At 58.5% G+C, this 16,876-nt stretch carries 13 protein-coding genes; 12 read left to right on the top strand and 1 reads right to left on the bottom strand.

The window, feature by feature from the left end:
* Positions 1-26: 26 nt before the first annotated feature.
* Entirely contained in the window at positions 27-1,172 is a 1,146-nt protein-coding gene (locus tag HDC30_RS18025) for a Fic family protein (protein ID WP_183784241.1), read from the bottom strand.
* A 280-nt stretch (positions 1,173-1,452) separates the two neighbouring features.
* On the opposite strand from HDC30_RS18025, the gene HDC30_RS18020 reads away from it, so the two are divergent.
* The 12 genes from HDC30_RS18020 to HDC30_RS17965 all read left to right on the top strand — a co-directional run bounded on the left by HDC30_RS18020 (position 1,453) and on the right by HDC30_RS17965 (position 16,849).
* Positions 1,453-2,244: a YfaP family protein gene (locus HDC30_RS18020; RefSeq protein WP_183784239.1), complete on the top strand. Its 792-nt coding sequence runs from the start codon at positions 1,453-1,455 to the stop codon at positions 2,242-2,244.
* A 38-nt stretch (positions 2,245-2,282) separates the two neighbouring features.
* Complete coding sequence (locus tag HDC30_RS18015; RefSeq protein WP_183784237.1) at positions 2,283-3,995, top strand: DUF2138 domain-containing protein; 1,713 nt, start codon at positions 2,283-2,285, stop codon at positions 3,993-3,995.
* Positions 3,980-4,630: a DUF1175 domain-containing protein gene (locus HDC30_RS18010; protein ID WP_064589422.1), complete on the top strand. Its 651-nt coding sequence runs from the start codon at positions 3,980-3,982 to the stop codon at positions 4,628-4,630. Before HDC30_RS18015 ends, HDC30_RS18010 begins: the two co-directional genes overlap by 16 nt.
* Entirely contained in the window at positions 4,627-9,201 is a 4,575-nt protein-coding gene (locus tag HDC30_RS18005) for an alpha-2-macroglobulin (protein ID WP_183784235.1), read from the top strand. The genes HDC30_RS18010 and HDC30_RS18005 overlap by 4 nt, the downstream gene beginning before the upstream one ends.
* A gap of 1 nt (position 9,202) precedes the next feature.
* The gene (locus tag HDC30_RS18000) at positions 9,203-10,822 is read left to right on the top strand and encodes a DUF2300 domain-containing protein (protein WP_183784233.1); all 1,620 of its coding nucleotides are present in this window, start codon (positions 9,203-9,205) and stop codon (positions 10,820-10,822) included.
* Positions 10,823-10,825: 3 nt separating this feature from the next.
* Positions 10,826-11,638: a YfaP family protein gene (locus HDC30_RS17995; protein WP_183784231.1), complete on the top strand. Its 813-nt coding sequence runs from the start codon at positions 10,826-10,828 to the stop codon at positions 11,636-11,638.
* Positions 11,635-13,449, top strand: coding sequence for a hypothetical protein (locus tag HDC30_RS17990; protein WP_260319942.1), 1,815 nt, complete (start codon positions 11,635-11,637; stop codon positions 13,447-13,449). The genes HDC30_RS17995 and HDC30_RS17990 overlap by 4 nt, the downstream gene beginning before the upstream one ends.
* Positions 13,446-14,138: a WbqC family protein gene (locus HDC30_RS17985; protein ID WP_183784229.1), complete on the top strand. Its 693-nt coding sequence runs from the start codon at positions 13,446-13,448 to the stop codon at positions 14,136-14,138. The genes HDC30_RS17990 and HDC30_RS17985 overlap by 4 nt, the downstream gene beginning before the upstream one ends.
* Positions 14,135-15,064, top strand: a complete 930-nt coding sequence (locus HDC30_RS17980; RefSeq protein ID WP_183784227.1) for a glycosyltransferase family 2 protein — start codon at positions 14,135-14,137, stop codon at positions 15,062-15,064. The genes HDC30_RS17985 and HDC30_RS17980 overlap by 4 nt, the downstream gene beginning before the upstream one ends.
* Complete coding sequence (locus HDC30_RS17975; RefSeq protein ID WP_183784225.1) at positions 15,045-15,674, top strand: trans-aconitate 2-methyltransferase; 630 nt, start codon at positions 15,045-15,047, stop codon at positions 15,672-15,674. Before HDC30_RS17980 ends, HDC30_RS17975 begins: the two co-directional genes overlap by 20 nt.
* Positions 15,631-16,341, top strand: coding sequence for an acetyltransferase (locus HDC30_RS17970; RefSeq protein ID WP_260319941.1), 711 nt, complete (start codon positions 15,631-15,633; stop codon positions 16,339-16,341). The genes HDC30_RS17975 and HDC30_RS17970 overlap by 44 nt, the downstream gene beginning before the upstream one ends.
* A gap of 133 nt (positions 16,342-16,474) precedes the next feature.
* Entirely contained in the window at positions 16,475-16,849 is a 375-nt protein-coding gene (locus HDC30_RS17965; protein ID WP_311661348.1) for an EamA family transporter, read from the top strand.
* The last annotated feature ends 27 nt before the right edge of the window (positions 16,850-16,876 follow it).

Below are 16,876 nucleotides of genomic sequence, written 5' to 3'. Positions count from 1 at the left end.
CGAGCCCTCGCCACAGGGGCAGCGGTTCAATTCGAGGAATTGTCCGGGTAATTGATTTTGTATCGTGTGCTCCGTCCGCCTCCGGGCATACGCTGCAGACAACCCTTTTCCAGCAGTTCCGCCAGATGTCGCGTCGCCGTGGCTTTGGAAACCTTGGCCACCGCCTGATACTGCGCCGCGCTGATACCGTGTTCGAACCCGCGCTCTCCACCGTCAAGCAAACGATTGAGCACTTTACTCTGCTCCACCGAAAGCTCGGATTCACGGTGCGCCTGCCAGAAGCGGGTTTTACCCAGCACACTTTCGATACGCGCGATGGCTTGCCGCAGACTGCGTAAAAGAGTCTGCAGAAACCAGGTGAGCCATTGGGTGACGTCCAGCGTGGCCTTTTGGCTGGCCTCAAGCACTCGGTAATAGCCGCTTCGGTCATCGAGGATGCTGGCCGACATGGCGTAAAACCGGATGGCCTGTGCTTCGCCTTGCGCCAGCGCCAGATCGGTGATGGTCCGAGTCAGTCGACCGTTGCCGTCATCAAACGGATGCAGCGTGACAAACCAGAAATGCGCGATGCCGGCACGTAGCAAAGGATCAAGCGCTGTTTGATGCTGGCTGGCCTCGAACCAGGCGAGAAATTTATCCACCTGTCGTTCGAGACCTTGGCGCGCAGGGGCCTCGAAATGCACAGTGGGACGGTCGAGACGACCGGAAACTACCTGCATCGGCTCCTCGCCGCGAAGCGCACCGAGATGCATCGACCTTGCGGTGAAGTCGCTTTCCTGGTCCGGAGACAGCCATCGATGCCATTCCAGTAATCGCTCCAGCGTCAGTGGTTCGGCGAAGCGTCGCGTGGCATCGAGCATCAGTTGGGCCAGGCCTTCGCTCCGTTGACTGACTTTATCGCTATCGGGCAACTCCAGCCCCAGGCGTCGAGCCAATGACGAGCGCACCGAGCCGACATTCAACTGCTCACCCTCAATGGCCGAAGAGGTCACGATGTTTTGCAACAGTGCGTCGAGTTCGGTCTGAGCGCTCAGGGAGTTGCCTACGGATCCAGCCATGCCCATCAATTGGCCTTGTGCCTGAACGCATTCACGCAGCAGCGGCGCCAGACGTTCTGCCTGCCAGTTGAAGTCGGGCCAATCCGGCTGCTGCCAGATCCATTGAGTGGTCATCGGTTACTGCCTGTAATAGGGGCGTGAGCCGAATAGAAATGCTATTCGGCTCATTTAGTGAGCCGAATATGACGGCTATTCGGCTCACCGTCTACTTTACGGCGTGATTCCCACCGCAAATCCACATGTATCCGATTGTTAAAAAACTGCCGAATCGCTAATCTTCGCGCCTTCTACGACCCCATAGTCACGGGTCTTTCAGACGAAACGCAGTTTCCACCGCTGTGAAGTACCGAGGATCGGGTGCAAGGTTTCGTTCAGGCATGGCAGGAGGCATTACATGCGTTCATTTCTTTGGCTGCTGATCGGTTTGGCCTGCGCGCCTGCGCTGCTGGCAGCGCCGAATGCCGAGCTGTCGGAACCGGTGGGCGGTTGGCGCTATAACGGCTTGCTTGATCGCAGTGAAAACCCGCAAGTCGCCTATCCCACGCCGCCGATCGATCGCGGCATTCAGCGCAATCGCACGATGATTCAGGGCCAGCTCAAGGCCATCGGCAATCAGCGCGGGCCGCACACGCTGGCGGTCAACGGCAATCCATTGAATCTGTATACCGACGATGACGGGCGTTTCGCCCGGCCGTATGCGTTCGGCGCCGGTTCCAACAGTGTCGAAGTGCGCAGTGCCGAGGTCCAGTCGCTCAAGCGCGTGCAGTTCTATGAAGCGAACAACCTGCGCACCCCGGCGAAGATCCGTGTGGTGCTCGGCTGGGACGATCCCAAGGCCGAGCTCGACCTGCACATCATCACCCCGGACGGCCAGCACGCGTTTTTCGCCCATACGGCGCTGACCAACGGCGGCGGTCTGGACCCGGACGGCGTCGATGGCCCCGGCCCGGAAATGTTCACCATGACCGCGCCGCTGCATGGCACCTATCTGGTTTACGTCAACTATTGGGGCAACTTCGGCGACGGCGGCTATAACTTCGAGGAGGCCAGCAATCAGAACGAGGTCATCACCTCGCAAATCACGCTGGTGCTCAACGAAAACACGGTCGACGAAAAACGCGAAACATTCATCGTGCCCCTGCGGGCGATCGGTGATCTGCTGCTGGTCAAGACTTTCAACTATTAAGCATCCCGCTCCACGGATGAACTTCGGGTTTTGTGAACATGAGTGATAACGCTGCTTCTCCGGCCGTCCCGACACCTGCCGGCCAAACCTCCCGGCGCTGGCCGGCGCTGCTGATCGGCCTGGTCCTGGTAGCCGGGGTGGCCGGTGGTCTTGGCTGGCTCCTGCACAAGCCCAAGGTGCCGGCAGCTCTACTTGCCAGTGACAAGCTCGGCCTGAGTCGTCCGGATGCGCTGCTGGAAACCCGCTCCTTGAGCCAGTTGCCCAAGGACCTGCTGACGGTGCCGTTCCTCAAGGCCACGCTCACCGAGGATTTCGTCTTCTATTACGAAACCCACGCCGACCGCCTGGGGTTGATCGGCAGCCTGCGGCGGATCATCTACGAACACGACCTGAAGCTGCAGGACAGCCTGATCGAACAGCTTTTCGATCAACCGGCCGATGTGGCGTTGTGGCGTGGCGCTGATGGCCGGCTCAAGGATTTTCTGCTGGTAATGGATCGCGGCGGGTTGGCGAAGCTGCTCGAACCGCTGGCGAAAGTGGCGCTGGACGATTCGCAACTCAGCGTCTTCGGCAGCCTCAAGGTCGGCAGCGACGAAGTGCCGCTGTACCAGCTCAGCTACAACGCCAGCAAATCGCTGCTGTTCGCGTCGCGCGGCGACAAACTGGTGGTGCTGTCCAACCCGAACAAATATTACGACCCGGCCAGTGGCGAATCGGAAGAGTCCGGGCACGTCTCGCCGCAAGCGCTGGCAGCGCTGCTCAGCGGCGACAAACTGTTCCCCGAGGCTTTCGGTCTACCGGCCAAGGCGCCGGAGCTCAAACAGCGTCTGTCGGTCAATTCCAGCGTCCTTGCGATGGGCTATCAGCGCTTCATCCCGAACTTCGCCGGGCTGCGTTTCGACATGGACGACAAGGGCTGGCACAGCTACCTCGCCATGGACGAACTGGATAATCAGCCGGACTTCGATTTCAAACCGGTGTGGCAAGCCATGCCGCTGGGCGCCAGTGCCTGCGTGACCTTGCCGGTGGCGGCCGAACCGCAGAAACCGCTGCTGGTGAAACTTGGCGCCGACGAAGCGGTGGCGCAGAAACTCACCGAGCACGTGGCCGGCGCGGCAGGCCTGTGCTGGTACGCAGATTCGCGGTTGTACACGCCGTTGCTGGTCGCCAGCCTGAAGGACGAGGACAGCAGCAAGCTCGATGGCGACCTGGGCACGTTGTTCGGTTCGATGGTGGGCGCCTACGAGGCGAATGTCGATGAACACGCATTCCCGGTGGTTGAAAAACAGGAAGGCCAGAGTCATGTCTGGCAGCGTCAGGTCAGCTCGAACTTCGGCCCGTACGCCGCCAAGACTGCCGAGAATCCGGACGCGATCAGCGGCCGCGCTTATATGAAAGTCAGCCTCGCCCGTCACGGTTCGACGCTGCTGTTTTCCCTCGACGACAAACTGGTGGACAAGGCCCTCGGCACCCTCGACAAACGCTTCCCGCCGATGGCCGACGTGCTGCCGAAAGATGTGCTGATGCCGATCTATTTCGGCCCGGATTCGATGGCGCAACTGATGCAGCAGGAAACCCTCGACAGCCTGCCGCAGGACATGGAGCCGGTGTTCTACAACGCCGCACAAACCTACCTGATCCCGAAACTGCGCACCCTCGGCGGCTACGGAAAATACGCGCTGACCCTGCCTGAAGGCAGCGAGCCTGACGGCCACTGGCAATGGCTGCCGCTGGAATGGAAAGCGCTGTGACGGCATTGATCCGCAGCCTCGGCCTGCTCGCGCTGCTACTCAGCGCCGGTGCCAGAGCCGTCGAAGCGCCGGCGCTGGATCCGGCGCAGTCCCAGGTGTTCCGTGCCTGGTTCGTGCGCATCGCTCAGGAACAACTGAGCCAGGGCCCGAGCCCGCGCTGGTATCAGCAGGACTGCGCAGGCCTTGTGCGTTTCGCCGCCAACGAAGCGCTGAAAGTCCACGACGACAAGTGGCTGCGCAGCAATGGCCTGTCCAATCGCTACCTGCCGCCGGAGCTGACGCTCAGCGATGAGCAGCGCAAGCTCGCCCAGCAATGGCAGCAGGGCGGCGGCAAGGTCGGGCCGTACGTCAACGCGATCAAACTGATTCAGTTCAACAGCCATCTGGTCAGCCGCGACGTGTCCCAGGCACGCCCCGGCGACCTGATGTTTTTCGATCAGGGCGACGACCAGCACCTGATGATCTGGATGGGCCGCTACATCGCCTATCACACCGGCACGACCACCCCCACTGACAACGGCATGCGTTCGGCAAGCCTGCAGCAACTCATGACATGGAAGGACACCCGATGGATACCCGACGCAGCCAACCCCAACTTCATCGGCGTCTATCGACTGAACTTTCTCTCCCAATGACCGGTGCCCGCATGCTGCGACTCTGCGCTCGAATTCCTCTGCTGCTGGCGCTGTTGCTGCCATTGGCGACCGTCAACGCTGAAGATTCGGTGGAGCCGAGCGGCTACACGCCGGTCCCCGGTGAAAGCTTCTTCCTGCTGGCCGACAGCAGTTTCGCCGCCGACGAACAGGCGATGGTTCGTCTCGAAGCGCCGGGCCGGGACTATCGTCGTTTCCGCATGGAGCCGTACGGCGGCGCCGACATCCGCGTATACCACATCGACAAGCCGCTGGATTTCCTCAAACGTCAGAAGAACCTGCACCGCGTGGTCAGCGACGGTCAGTTCAAGGGCGAGGGCTTGTCCAACACCCTCGCGTACCTGTGGGACAACTGGTACCGCAAATCGCGGCGGGTGATGCAGCGCGCGTTCTCCTACGAGTCGCGCAAGCAGGTCACCGAGGAAGTGCCGGAGCTGAAGATGGGCACCGCCATCGCCGCGCCAACCCCGTACGACGCGCAGCCGCAATTCGCGCTGATTCCGGGTCTGCCGGTGGTCAGCCAGTTCCGCTATCCGCTGTGGCAGGCCAAACCGATACAGCCGCCGGCCGGGGTCAATCTGGCCGGTTCTTCCAGCGAGTTCGTCAGCGTTGCACCGGGTAACGTGTACATCCCGTTGGGCAACCTGAAGCCGGGCCTGTACCTGGTCGAAGCGCTGATCGGCAAGTATCGCGCGACCACCATGGTCTTCGTTTCCAACACCGTGGCAGTGAGCAAGATTGCCGGTGATGAATTGCTGGTCTGGGCCGCACGCAAACACGAAGGCAGTTCGGTGCCGAAGGTCAATGTGCTGTGGACTGACGGCCTCGGCGTGATGAGCAGCGGTGCCACTGATGCCGATGGTTTGCTGCGCCTGAAACACGTCAGCCCCGAGCGCTCGTTCGTCATTGGCGAGGACGAAGAGGGCGGGGTGTTCGTCTCGGAAAACTTCTATTACGACAGCGAAATCTACGACACCAAACTCTATGCGTTCACCGACCGACCGCTGTATCGCCCGGGGGATTGGGTGTCGCTGAAAATCGTCGGTCGCGAGTTCAAGAATGCGCGGGATTCGGTGCTGCCGGGCGCTGCTGACGTCAACGTCAGTGTGCTTGATGCCACCGGCACCGAGCTGCAACGCCTCGACCTGAAACTCGATTCCAAGGCTGGTACCCAGGGCCGGTTCCAGTTGCCGGACAACGCTGTGGCCGGTGGTTACGAGATCCGCTTCAACTACAAGGATCAGGCCTACAGCAGCGCCTTCCGCGTGGCCGAGTACATCAAGCCGCACTTCGAAATTTCGCTGAATCTGGCCAAGCAGGATTACCGCACCGGCGAGCCGGTGAAGGGCAGTCTGGTGCTGCTGTACCCGGACGGCAAACCGGTGGCCAACGCCAAACTGAGCCTGAGCCTGCGTGCCCAGCAACTGTCGATGGTCGACAACGAGTTGCAATACCTCGGGCAATTCCCGGTGGAGCTGACCAGCACCGAACTGACCACTGACAGCAAGGGTAACGCGACACTCGACCTGCCTGCCGCCGACAAACCGAGCCGTTACATGCTCACCGTGTTTGCCAGCGATGGCGCGGCGTATCGGGTCAAGACCACCAAGGAGATCCTCATCGACCGTGGCGCTGCGAGCTTCCGCCTGAGCGCGCCGCAACGTTTCAGCGCAGTCAACGACAAAGTCGCGTTCAGCTACGCCAACGAGGGCGGCAGCGAGCAGAGCAAAGCCGTGACCCCAAGCAGCTACAGCTGGGTGCGTCTGGAAGACCAGAGCACTGGCGAAGGCAAACTCGCGGCGACTGACAAAGGCTTTAGTCTGGCCTTCGAGCGTCCGGGTACTTACAACCTGACGCTGAAAGATCAACACGGTCGCGTCCTCGGCGCCACCGGCCATTCGGTCACCGGCGACGGTGTCAAAGCGGTGCCGGGCACTGTGGAAATCGTCCTCGACAAGCCCGAGTACAAGGCCGGCGATGAAGCGCTGGCACTGATCACCTTCCCTGAGCCGGTCAGCGATGCATTGCTGTCGCTGGAGCGCGACAAGGTCGAAGCCACCGCGCTGCTGGCCAAGGGCGGCGACTGGCTGAAACTGGAAAAACTCAGCGACACCCAATACCGCGCGCGCATTCCGGTGAAGGACAACTTCGCGCCGAACCTGACCTTCTCGGTGCTCTACACCAAGGGCGGGCAGTACAGCTTCCAGAACGCCGGGATCAAAGTGATTGCCCCGCAAATCGACGTGGCGATCAGCACCGACAAACAGGTGTATCTGCCGGGCGACACGGTGACCGTCGACCTGACTACGCAGTTCGCCGGTAAAGCAGTTCCGGCGCATCTGACGGTGAGTGTTGTCGATGAAATGGTCTACGCGCTGCAACCGGAAGTCGCGCCGACCATCGACCAGTTCTTCTACCACCCGCGTCGCAATAATGTGCGCACCAGCGCCAGCCTGTCGTTCATCAGTTACGACGTGGCGTTGCCGGGCAGCCCCGGCGCGCCGGGCAAGGCCAACCGCAGCGAACGTGGGGTGAAAGTGCTGGAGCGCCCACGTCGTGAAGACGTCGACACCGCCGCGTGGCAGCCGGAATTGCTCACAGGTGCCGACGGCAAAACCCGTTTCACCTTCAAGATGCCGGACTCGCTGACCCGCTGGCGCATCACCGCCCGGGCTATCGCCGACGACGGCCAGGTCGGGCAGAAGAAGCAGTTCGTCCGTTCGGAAAAACCGCTGTACCTGAAGTGGAGCGGGCCGAGCAAATTCCGCAAGGGCGATCAGCCGCAACTCGGTGTGTTTGCCTTCAGCCAGGCCGAAAAACCGGTCAAGGCTGAGCTGGTCACCCATTACGCTGGCGCCGAACAACGCCTGCCGGTAACCCTGAACAACGGCATCAACTACGTGCCGCTGCCAGCGTTCGCCCTGGCCTCGGGTGAGTGGACCGCCGAGTTGGTGCAGGACGGCAAAACCGCTGACGCCCTCGCCGTGCGCCTGAGCGCGACCGGTGACGGCTGGCAAGTCACGCAAACCCAGAGCTTCGACGTCGCCAGCGGCGACACCCCGTTGAGCCTGCCGGCCGACGCCACCGACATTCGTCTGCGTCTGGATGACAGTCCGCAAGCGCTGTTCCGTTCCGCCCTCGATGATTTGCTGAGCTACCCGTACGGCGGCGTCGAGCAGACCGCCAGCCGCTTGCTGCCGCTGAGCATCGCGTATCCGTCGCTGGCGTCGAGCCCGCAGATCCGCGATCGCCTGCGCCTGATCATGCAGAACAGCCGTCTGCGTCTGGTGCAAATGGCCGGGCCGTCGGCGAGCTTCACCTGGTGGGGCTTCGACGGCGAGCCGGACGCGTTCCTCACCGCTTACGCCTACTACGCCGACTGGAACGCCAGTCAGGTGCTGGAACTGACTTTGCCGCCGGAGCATTGGCAGCGAGTGCTGGAGGTCTACGCCAAGCAAGCGCCGAACACGCCGCTGCTGCAGCGGGCGCTGATCCTGTCGTTTGCCAGGCAAATGCATCTGCCAGTGAACACCTTGCTCAGCGGTTTGATGGACGATCTGGCCAAGGCCGGTGAGGGCAATGCCGAAACCCTGATGGACGACGGCGAAGACAGCCTGGTGATGAGTGACCCGGATTCGGCGCTCGGTCTGGCGGCCGCGCGGGTGTTGACTGCGGCGCTGGCGACCCAGTCGAAAGTCGCGTTGCCGGAGGCATTCAACCGTCAGGTTGGCGCGGCGCAACAGCGTCTGGCGGTCAGTTCGCAGCCGTTTGCCGAAGCGCTGAACCTGTCGCTGCAACCGTTTGATCAGGCGCGGGCGACGGCGCTGTTGCAACGTCTGTTGCCACAGCAATCGACCCTCGAACGCGCCCTGGCGCTGAGCTGGTTGCAACGCAGCATCGCCCAGGCCTCGCCGACCATCGCACTGATGCCGGGTGAAGGCTGGAAGAAAAACTACGGCGCAACCGGCGAGATGTTCTGGACCTGGCAGGGTGCGACGCCGGTGCCGAGCGTGTTGTCGGTGTCCGGCACGCAGGAGCGTCCGCTGCGGGCGGCGTTGAGCTTCCAGACCCAGCAACCGGCGGTCGACCCAATGGCCGTGACCATCACCCGTCGTCTGTCGCGACTGGTGCCGGGCGACGAGGCATTCACCTTCAAACTGGAACCGGTCGGCAACAAGCCGCTGTCCAGCGACAGCCTGTACCTGGACGAAGTGATCCTCACCAGCAAGGCGCCGAAACCGTTGCGCTACGGCATGCTCGAAGTGCCGCTGCCACCGGGCGCCGATGTCGAGCGCACCACTTGGGGGATCAAGTTGCAGGGCAAGGACGGCACCGAGCCGACCGCGCTGGAAAAGGCGCGCTTCGAACCGGGGCAATTGGCCTACGCGGTGCCGGTGGATGCGCTGAGCGGCGAATTGCGTCTGCGCCATCTGGTGCGCTTCTCGCAGAAGGGTCAGTTCAACCTGCCGCCGGTGCGTTTCACTCAGGTCTACGCGCCGCAGCATCAGGCCCGGGAAGCGAAAGCCGCCCTCGGTCAGGTCACGGTCAACTGACATGAACCGGCCGCTGCTGTGGCTGTTGATGTGTGTGATGCCTGCGCTGGCGACGGCGCAGGATGAGCCGCTGCGGCTGGCGTACAAGGGCGAGTTGCTGTCGTTGAATCAGACGCAACTGACCGCCCGCGAGCCCTTGCCGTCGACGCTGGATACGCCGCTGGGCAGTCTGTGGAAATTGTTCGTCTATGCGTGGCTGGTGGATACCGGTGCGCGCGAGCCGGCGTATGAATGTCGCGGGCAGTCGAAGGAAGAGGTTTATTGCTGCTCGGCGGGCGGCAGGATCGAGCGTGATCAGGCGTTGGTCAAATCCTGCGGCTTGTACTTTGAGCCGGCGCGATTGGGCATCGCTGCTGCCGATTGGCGCACGTATTGGCAGGTGCGGCAGGCGCCTTCGTGGTTGCTGGATTTGCCAGGCGTGCAGCCGGCCACGCGGGTTTCCGTGACTGACTTGCTGAAGGTGTTGTCGGTGCTGCCAGCGCGGGAGCAGATGCGCCGCGTGTTGCTCGACGTCGTGCTGAATGCGGCGGACGGCAATGTGGTCGGTGAGCTGGGCGGGCGCTTGCGGGTGAAAACCTGGAGCTGGCTCGGCGATCAGGATCCGCAATCGCGGCAGGGCGGTTTCGCCGGTTGGACGGCGGACGGCTCGCCGATCTGGGCCAGTGGGCGTGGTACCAGTCAGATGGTTTTGCGCCATTACGGTCAGTCGCTGGCGACGGTGCTGCCTTCTTCGTGGCCGGCGGAAGCAGGGCGTTGTGTAGAGGTCGGACTGTTCTCGCGTTATCCGCTTTCGCGAGTCCTGTCGGGTGAGCGCGTCGCTGGCTCTGGGCCTTTGCAGGGCGACTACCGCGTCGAATTCGCCAACGGCAATGCGCTGGATATCCACAGCGGCGGCGAACTGTTTCTGCTCAACGACAAACTGGTCGCCAGACTTGATCGCGAAGAATACGTCGCCCGTGTGCTTGAGCGCGAAGCCAAACCTGAACCGGCCGAAGCCGCCAAAGCCTTGGCCGTGGCGATCCGCACCTATCTGCTGCAAAACGCCACGCGCAACGGCGATTGCCTGAGCATCGACGACAGCAGCAACCGCCAGCGCGTCGCCCCACGCCCAGCCTCCGCCGAGTCGCGCAACATCGCCGCATGGACCGCGGATCTGGTGTTGGCCGGCAGCACCGTCACCTATCACTCCGATCAACCCGGCCCGGACAAACTCGCCTGGCAACAAGCCGTCGAGCAGGCCAACGCCGGCCAGCGCTACGACGCGATTCTGCTGCACGCCTATCCGCGCGCCAGCCTCAGCCGTTGGGACAACCCGGTTGCTTCCTGCGAAGCACTGCCCGCCGCACAGGACTGGCTGCAAAAGCAGCGTCGCGGCTGGCGTCCGACGCTGGAAAGCGAAACCGGCTACAACGAAGTCAGCTCGTTCGCCGTGTGCAAACTTGCGTTCGGCCGCCCGTTTGTCGATCGCGAACGCCAGCGCATTTACGTGCGCGGCGTGCTCACGCTGCAGGATCGCCTCGACCTGACTCACGAATACCTGCACCTGGCCTTTGAAGCACATCCCAATGGTCAGGATGAAACCTACATCGAAGGGCTCGCCCGTCACCTCTTGCTGGAATAGACCATGACACTCCGTTATCCACAGGTCTTGCTGTTGCTCTGTGCGTTCAATGCATGGCCGATGGCAATGGCCGCTGACAGCGTCAAACTCGATACCCCGGTCGGCGGCTGGCGCACCGGCGCGCCCGAGGGCGAAGGCGAGAACTTCCGCCAGACCGTCAACTACCCGGCCTCCTCGGTCAACACCCCGGTCGGCCAGGCCAACACCGCGCGCATCAGCGGCGAAATCAAAGCCACCCCCAAGAGCAAGGATCCCGGCCGGCTGATCGTCAACGGTGTCAGCATGCCGCTGAAAATCGACGACAGTGGCCGCTTCGACCGCCCGTTCTCCTTCCCCAACGGCAGCAACAGCGTCGAAGTGCGCAGCCCCGACGGCCAGCAACGCCATCGCACGCAGTTCCTCAACGCCAGCGGCGGCGCCACCCCGGCCAAACTGCGCGTGCTGCTCTCCTGGGACAGCGACGGCACCGACCTCGACCTGCACCTGATCACCCCCGACGGCGCGCACATCTGGTACGGCGACCGCGTCGCACCCAACGGCGCCGCGCTCGACGTCGACGTCACCACCGGCTATGGCCCGGAAATCTTCGCCATGCCGGCGCCGATCAAGGGCCAGTATCTGGTGTATGTGAATTATTACGGCGGTGGGTATCGCGGGGATGATGAGGGTGGAGATGAGGCGGTAAAGGCACTGACCACGGCGCAGGTGACGGTGATTACTGAAGAGGGGACGCCGAGCGAGAAGATGGAGACGTTTCTGATCCCGATGCGGGCGGTGGGGGAGTTGACGTTAATAAAATCTTTCAGCTATCCATGAGCGGCAGAGCAGTTGCTGAAATTCGGCTCACTAATACTGAATACTGGAAAAAACGCGGTGTGGATCTCATTTTCAGGTGGAACAGAAGCGGCAACACGATAGGTAAAACTGTTTATAATTGCGCGTCACGGGGCATTAGTAGCCCCGTATTTTGCGTGTGGCGTACGGGCTACCTCCCAGATCAAAGGGTGACGTTTATCTCTGCGCCGATCAATATGGCAATTTTATCGAAAGAAGTGATCATGAACCGCTTGGGGCAAAACAAATTATATATCCCATTTAAAGAATTAATATTGTCTTTGTTTATAATCGCTTTGCTTTTTATATGGCAAGGAAGCAAGGGATTTAATCTTTGGGATGAAGGGTTTCTTTGGTACGGCGTCCAGCGGGTCATGCTGGGTGAAGTGCCAATACTTGATTTTATGGCCTACGACCCAGGGCGTTATTATTGGTCTGCGGCGATTATGAACATCGTCGGTAGCAACGACATAATTAGTCTGCGGGCCAGTGTTGCGATTTTTCAGGGGGTGGGGCTTTTTGTCGGCCTTTGGTTGATTTCCCGATCCGGAAAAGTTGCACGTAAGCCGGATATTGTATTCGCTTTGATCTCGGCTTTGACTCTAGTTCTCTGGATGTTTCCGCGGCATAAGCTTTTTGATATTACCCTGTCGATATTACTGATTGGCGTACTCAGCTATCTGATCAGTCATCCAATTCCAAAACGCTATTTTATTGTCGGAATTCTTGTAGGTCTGGTCGCGGTTTTCGGACGCAATCATGGCATTTATGGCGTTGCTGGCAGTGTGGGAGTGTTTGCCTGGATCTCTATCAGGAATCATTCTGCTCCAAACTTTTTCAAAGGGGGATTGTTGTGGGCGGCCGGTGTCGTTGTCGGATTTCTTCCTGTTATTTTAATGGCATTGCTAATGCCAGGCTTTGCCATGGCATTTTGGGAAAGTATTCGTTTCCTGTTCGAGCAGCAGGCGACAAATTTGCCGTTGCCGATCCCTTGGCCGTGGACGGTCGGATTTGCCAGCGCTACGGTCGGTGAGGCTGTCCGCGGCTTACTGGTCGGCCTTTTCTTTGTCGCAACTCTCGCCTTTGGCGGGATCTCGATTGCATGGGTTATCTACTGCAAGTTCAGGGAAAAGCCTGTACCTCCGGCGCTGGTTGCATCGGCCTTCCTTTCACTTCCCTATGCGCATTACGCCTTCTCGCGTGCGGATGTGGGGCATCTCGCGCAAGGTTTATTCCCGTTTCTTATGGGATGTCTGGTGGTGCTTTCCAGCGTTCAATCGAAAGCAAAATGGCCGCTTGCCGTTGCCCTGTGTGCTGCCAGTTTCTGGGTGATGAATGTGTTCCATCCTGGCTTGCAATGTCTGGCAAGCAAAGAATGTGTGAATGTCGAGGTTTCCGGTAGGAACCTTCAGGTCGATCTTGGCACGGCAAAAGCAATAACCCTGCTCCATCAACTGGATAATCAGTATTCCTCCGGTGGTGAGAAGCCTTTTGTCGTAGTGCCGTTCTGGCCGGGAGCCTATGCACTGTTGGAGCGCAAATCCCCAATGTGGGAGATTTATGCGTTGTTCCCTCGCTCCGCAGTGTTCGAAGAAAAGGAAATTAGCCGGATAGAGGAATCCAGACCCGGCTTTGCACTTGTTTTTGATCTGGCCTTAGATGGAAGAGATGAACTGCGCTTCAGAAATACACACCCTTTGACTTATCAATATATTGTTGACAAGTTTGAGCGGGTTCCGGATTTGAGCAATCCGCCCTTTGAGATTTATCAAACAAAAGTCCCCGGTCAATGAAAAAAATCGCCATTCTTCAGTCGAACTATATTCCATGGAAGGGCTATTTCGACATGATCGCCGCCGTGGATGAGTTCATCCTTTTCGACGACATGCAATACACCCGACGCGACTGGCGAAACCGTAACCAGATCAAAACGCCTCAGGGTATTCAATGGTTAACCGTTCCTGTATCGGTCAAGGGTAAATACCATCAAACCATTCGAGAAACCAAAATCGATGGCACAGACTGGGCAGAGGCACATTGGCGAACCTTGCAGCAGAACTATCGCCGCGCTCCGCATTTCGCTGAGATTGCGCAGTGGCTAGAGCCGCTTTATCTGCAGGAGAGCTATACGCATCTCTCGCAGTTGAACCGCAGCCTGATCGAAGCCATCTGCCGCTATCTTTCGATCAAGACTAAGATCAGCAACTCGTGGGACTACACCTTTGAGGATGGAAAGACCGAGCGCTTGGTGGACCTTTGTATGAAAGCTGGTGGCGGTGAATACATCTCGGGTCCGGCGGCTAGAGACTATATCGATGAAGGTCTTTTTTCCGCCTCCGGGGTCAAACTTAGCTGGTTCGATTATGCCGGATACCCCGAATACCCTCAGATGTGGGGCGACTTCGCGCATGGCGTCACTATTCTCGATCTGCTTTTCAATTGTGGCAGGGACGCTCCCCGCTACATGAGGTACGTTGCATGAATCTTTCCATTGTGGCGACTCTCTATCAGTCTGCTGCCTACGTTACCGAGTTTCACGAGAGAGCCAGTGCTGCCGCCAGAACACTGGTGGGCGACGACTACGAAATAATCCTCGTAAACGATGGTTCTCCGGACAATAGTTTAAAACTGGCAGTAAAGTTGACCGAACAGGATCCGCATGTCGTTGTGGTTGACCTGTCACGCAACTTTGGTCACCACAAGGCCATGATGACCGGGCTGGCGCAAGCCAGAGGTAAACGCGTGTTCCTGATTGACAGCGATCTTGAAGAAGAGCCCGAATGGCTTGTGGATTTCGCCGGGCAAATGGAACGGGAACACTGCGATGTAGTGTATGGCGTTCAGGAGAGCAGAAAAGGCAATTGGTTCGAGCGCTGGAGCGGCCAGTGGTTTTATCGTTTCTTCAAAGGTCTGACGGGGCTCGCATTGCCAGTAAACGCTGTTACGACGAGAATGATGACGCGGCGTTATGTAGATGCCCTGTTGCAGCACCGGGAGCGTGAAGTCTTCATGGCAGGCCTTTGGCATACCACTGGCTTTACTCAACATGCCCGTGTGATCAATAAACACAGCACCAGTGAAACCACCTATACCCTTCGCAGGAAAATGTCGCTGTTGGTCAATTCCGTGACCTCGTTCAGCAACGCGCCCTTAGTGAGTATTTTCTATATAGGCGTATCCATCTCCCTGTTTGCAAGTATATACATCGCCTACCTCGTTGCGCACTGGTTGTTCCTTGCAAAACCCATGAGCGGCTGGACTTCGGTGATGGCGTCGATCTGGTTGCTCGGCGGCATGATCATTTCATTCATCGGTGTAGTGGGTATCTACTTGTCGAGAATCTTCTCGGAAACGAAACAGCGTCCCTATACCATCGTGAGACAGATTTATGCACAACGACAAGAATGATTTGCTCAAAGAAGTAGCGACGTACTACTCGGAAAAACTGGCCGAGCATGGCGTAACGCCTCGCGGAGTCGACTGGAACGGTGTAGAGAGTCAATTCGTCCGGTTCGAGCAGTTATGCAAAATTATCGACCCGACGTCAGCTACGTTTTCGTTGACTGACCTCGGCTGTGGATATGGTGCACTGTACGATTTTCTTGTGGCGAAACATCCAAAGGCTTCTTACCTGGGGGTAGATGTGTCGGCGGAGATGACTGCTGCCGCCGAGGCCCGCATCCAATCAGCCAATGCGCGATTATTCACCGCATCGCAACCCGATGTAGTGAGTGACTACAGTGTTGCCAGTGGTATTTTCAATGTTCGTCTGCAGCGTACGGATGCTGAATGGTATGACTACCTTCAGGCGACGCTGGATATCCTGGATCAATCCAGTCGACGCGGTTTTTCCTTCAATTGCCTGACTTCATATTCCGATGAAGACAAGAAGCGTGATTATCTTTACTACGCGGACCCAAGCCAGTTATTTGATCTGTGCAAGCGCCGTTACTCACGTCAAGTAGCGTTGCTGCATGACTATGGGCTATATGAGTTCACTATTCTGGTGCGAAAGTAATATGAGAAGGCAGATTGTAATATTCGGCTCTGGCGAGATCGCCCAACTTGCGTATTTCTACTTCAGTTCGGACTCGGAATATGAAGTGGTCGCCTTTACCGTTGATTCCAAATACATCAAGGCCCCAGAGTATTGTGGTCTGCCTGTCATTGCATTCGAGGATATACCAGGCAGGTTTCCGCCAGAGCATTTCGATTTTTTTGTAGCGCTCGGTTACGCCAGTCTTAATGCCGTGCGCAAAGAAAAGTTTCTCGCTGTAAAGGCTTTGGGTTACACCTTGGTCAGTTATATCAGTTCCCGCGCAACGGTTCTCAACAATGGCGAGATAGGCGAAAACTGCCTGATTCTGGAAAACAGTATCGTCCAGCCTTTCGTATCGATTGGCAAGAATGTGACTTTGTGGAGCGGAAGTCATATTGGCCATCACTCGGTAATCGGAGATCACACGTTCATTGCCCCGCATGCGGCTATTTCCGGTGGCGTCGAAGTCGGCGAGCAGTGTTTCATCGGGATAAATTCCACTTTGCGCGATCATATAAAAGTCGCAGAAAGGTGTGTTATCGGTGCCGGAACACTGCTACTGGCAGATGCGGCTGCCGATGGCGTCTATATTGGCACCGCTACCGAGCGTTCAAACTTTCCAAGCACGAGTCTGAGGGGACTATGAGGTATTCTGGCAGAGGTTGCGAGATGGTTGAGTATCTGATCGTGGTCGTTCACGCAAAATTCCAGCACCGGCTTTATTGCGGCCGAAATTACGGGCGGAAGGAATCGGGCATCGCTGTAGTGGAGAGATATTCGTGATCCGCGTTTTCGATTACATGTACATTCTGGCAACTATCGTTTTCACCGTATATGGACAGTTAATTTTAAAGTGGCGTATAGCACAGTTTGGTCCGCTGCCAGTGGATACTTTCAGCAAAATCAAGTTTCTTTTAGGGCTGCTTCTGGATCCTGCAATATTTTCGGGGTTCGCCGCTGCCTTTTTGGCTTCGCTGGCGTGGATGGCGGCCATGACAAAGTTTGAATTGAGTCACGCTTATCCATTCATGAGTATCAACTTTGTTGTGGTTTTGCTTTTGAGTGCTTGGATTTTGAGTGAGCCCATTACATTGCAGAAAGTATTAGGAGTCGGATTGATCGTTGTAGGTACCGTGGTCGCCGCCCGGGGCTAGTTGCCGGTCACCCAATGTTTCTGGCTC

The organism is Pseudomonas sp. JAI115 (assembly GCF_014200835.1).
In the GTDB taxonomy this organism is placed as follows: Bacteria; Pseudomonadota; Gammaproteobacteria; order Pseudomonadales; family Pseudomonadaceae; genus Aquipseudomonas; species Aquipseudomonas putida_A.
Note: the sequence above shows the minus strand (reverse complement) of the source record. Positions and strands in the feature narration are given on the sequence as shown.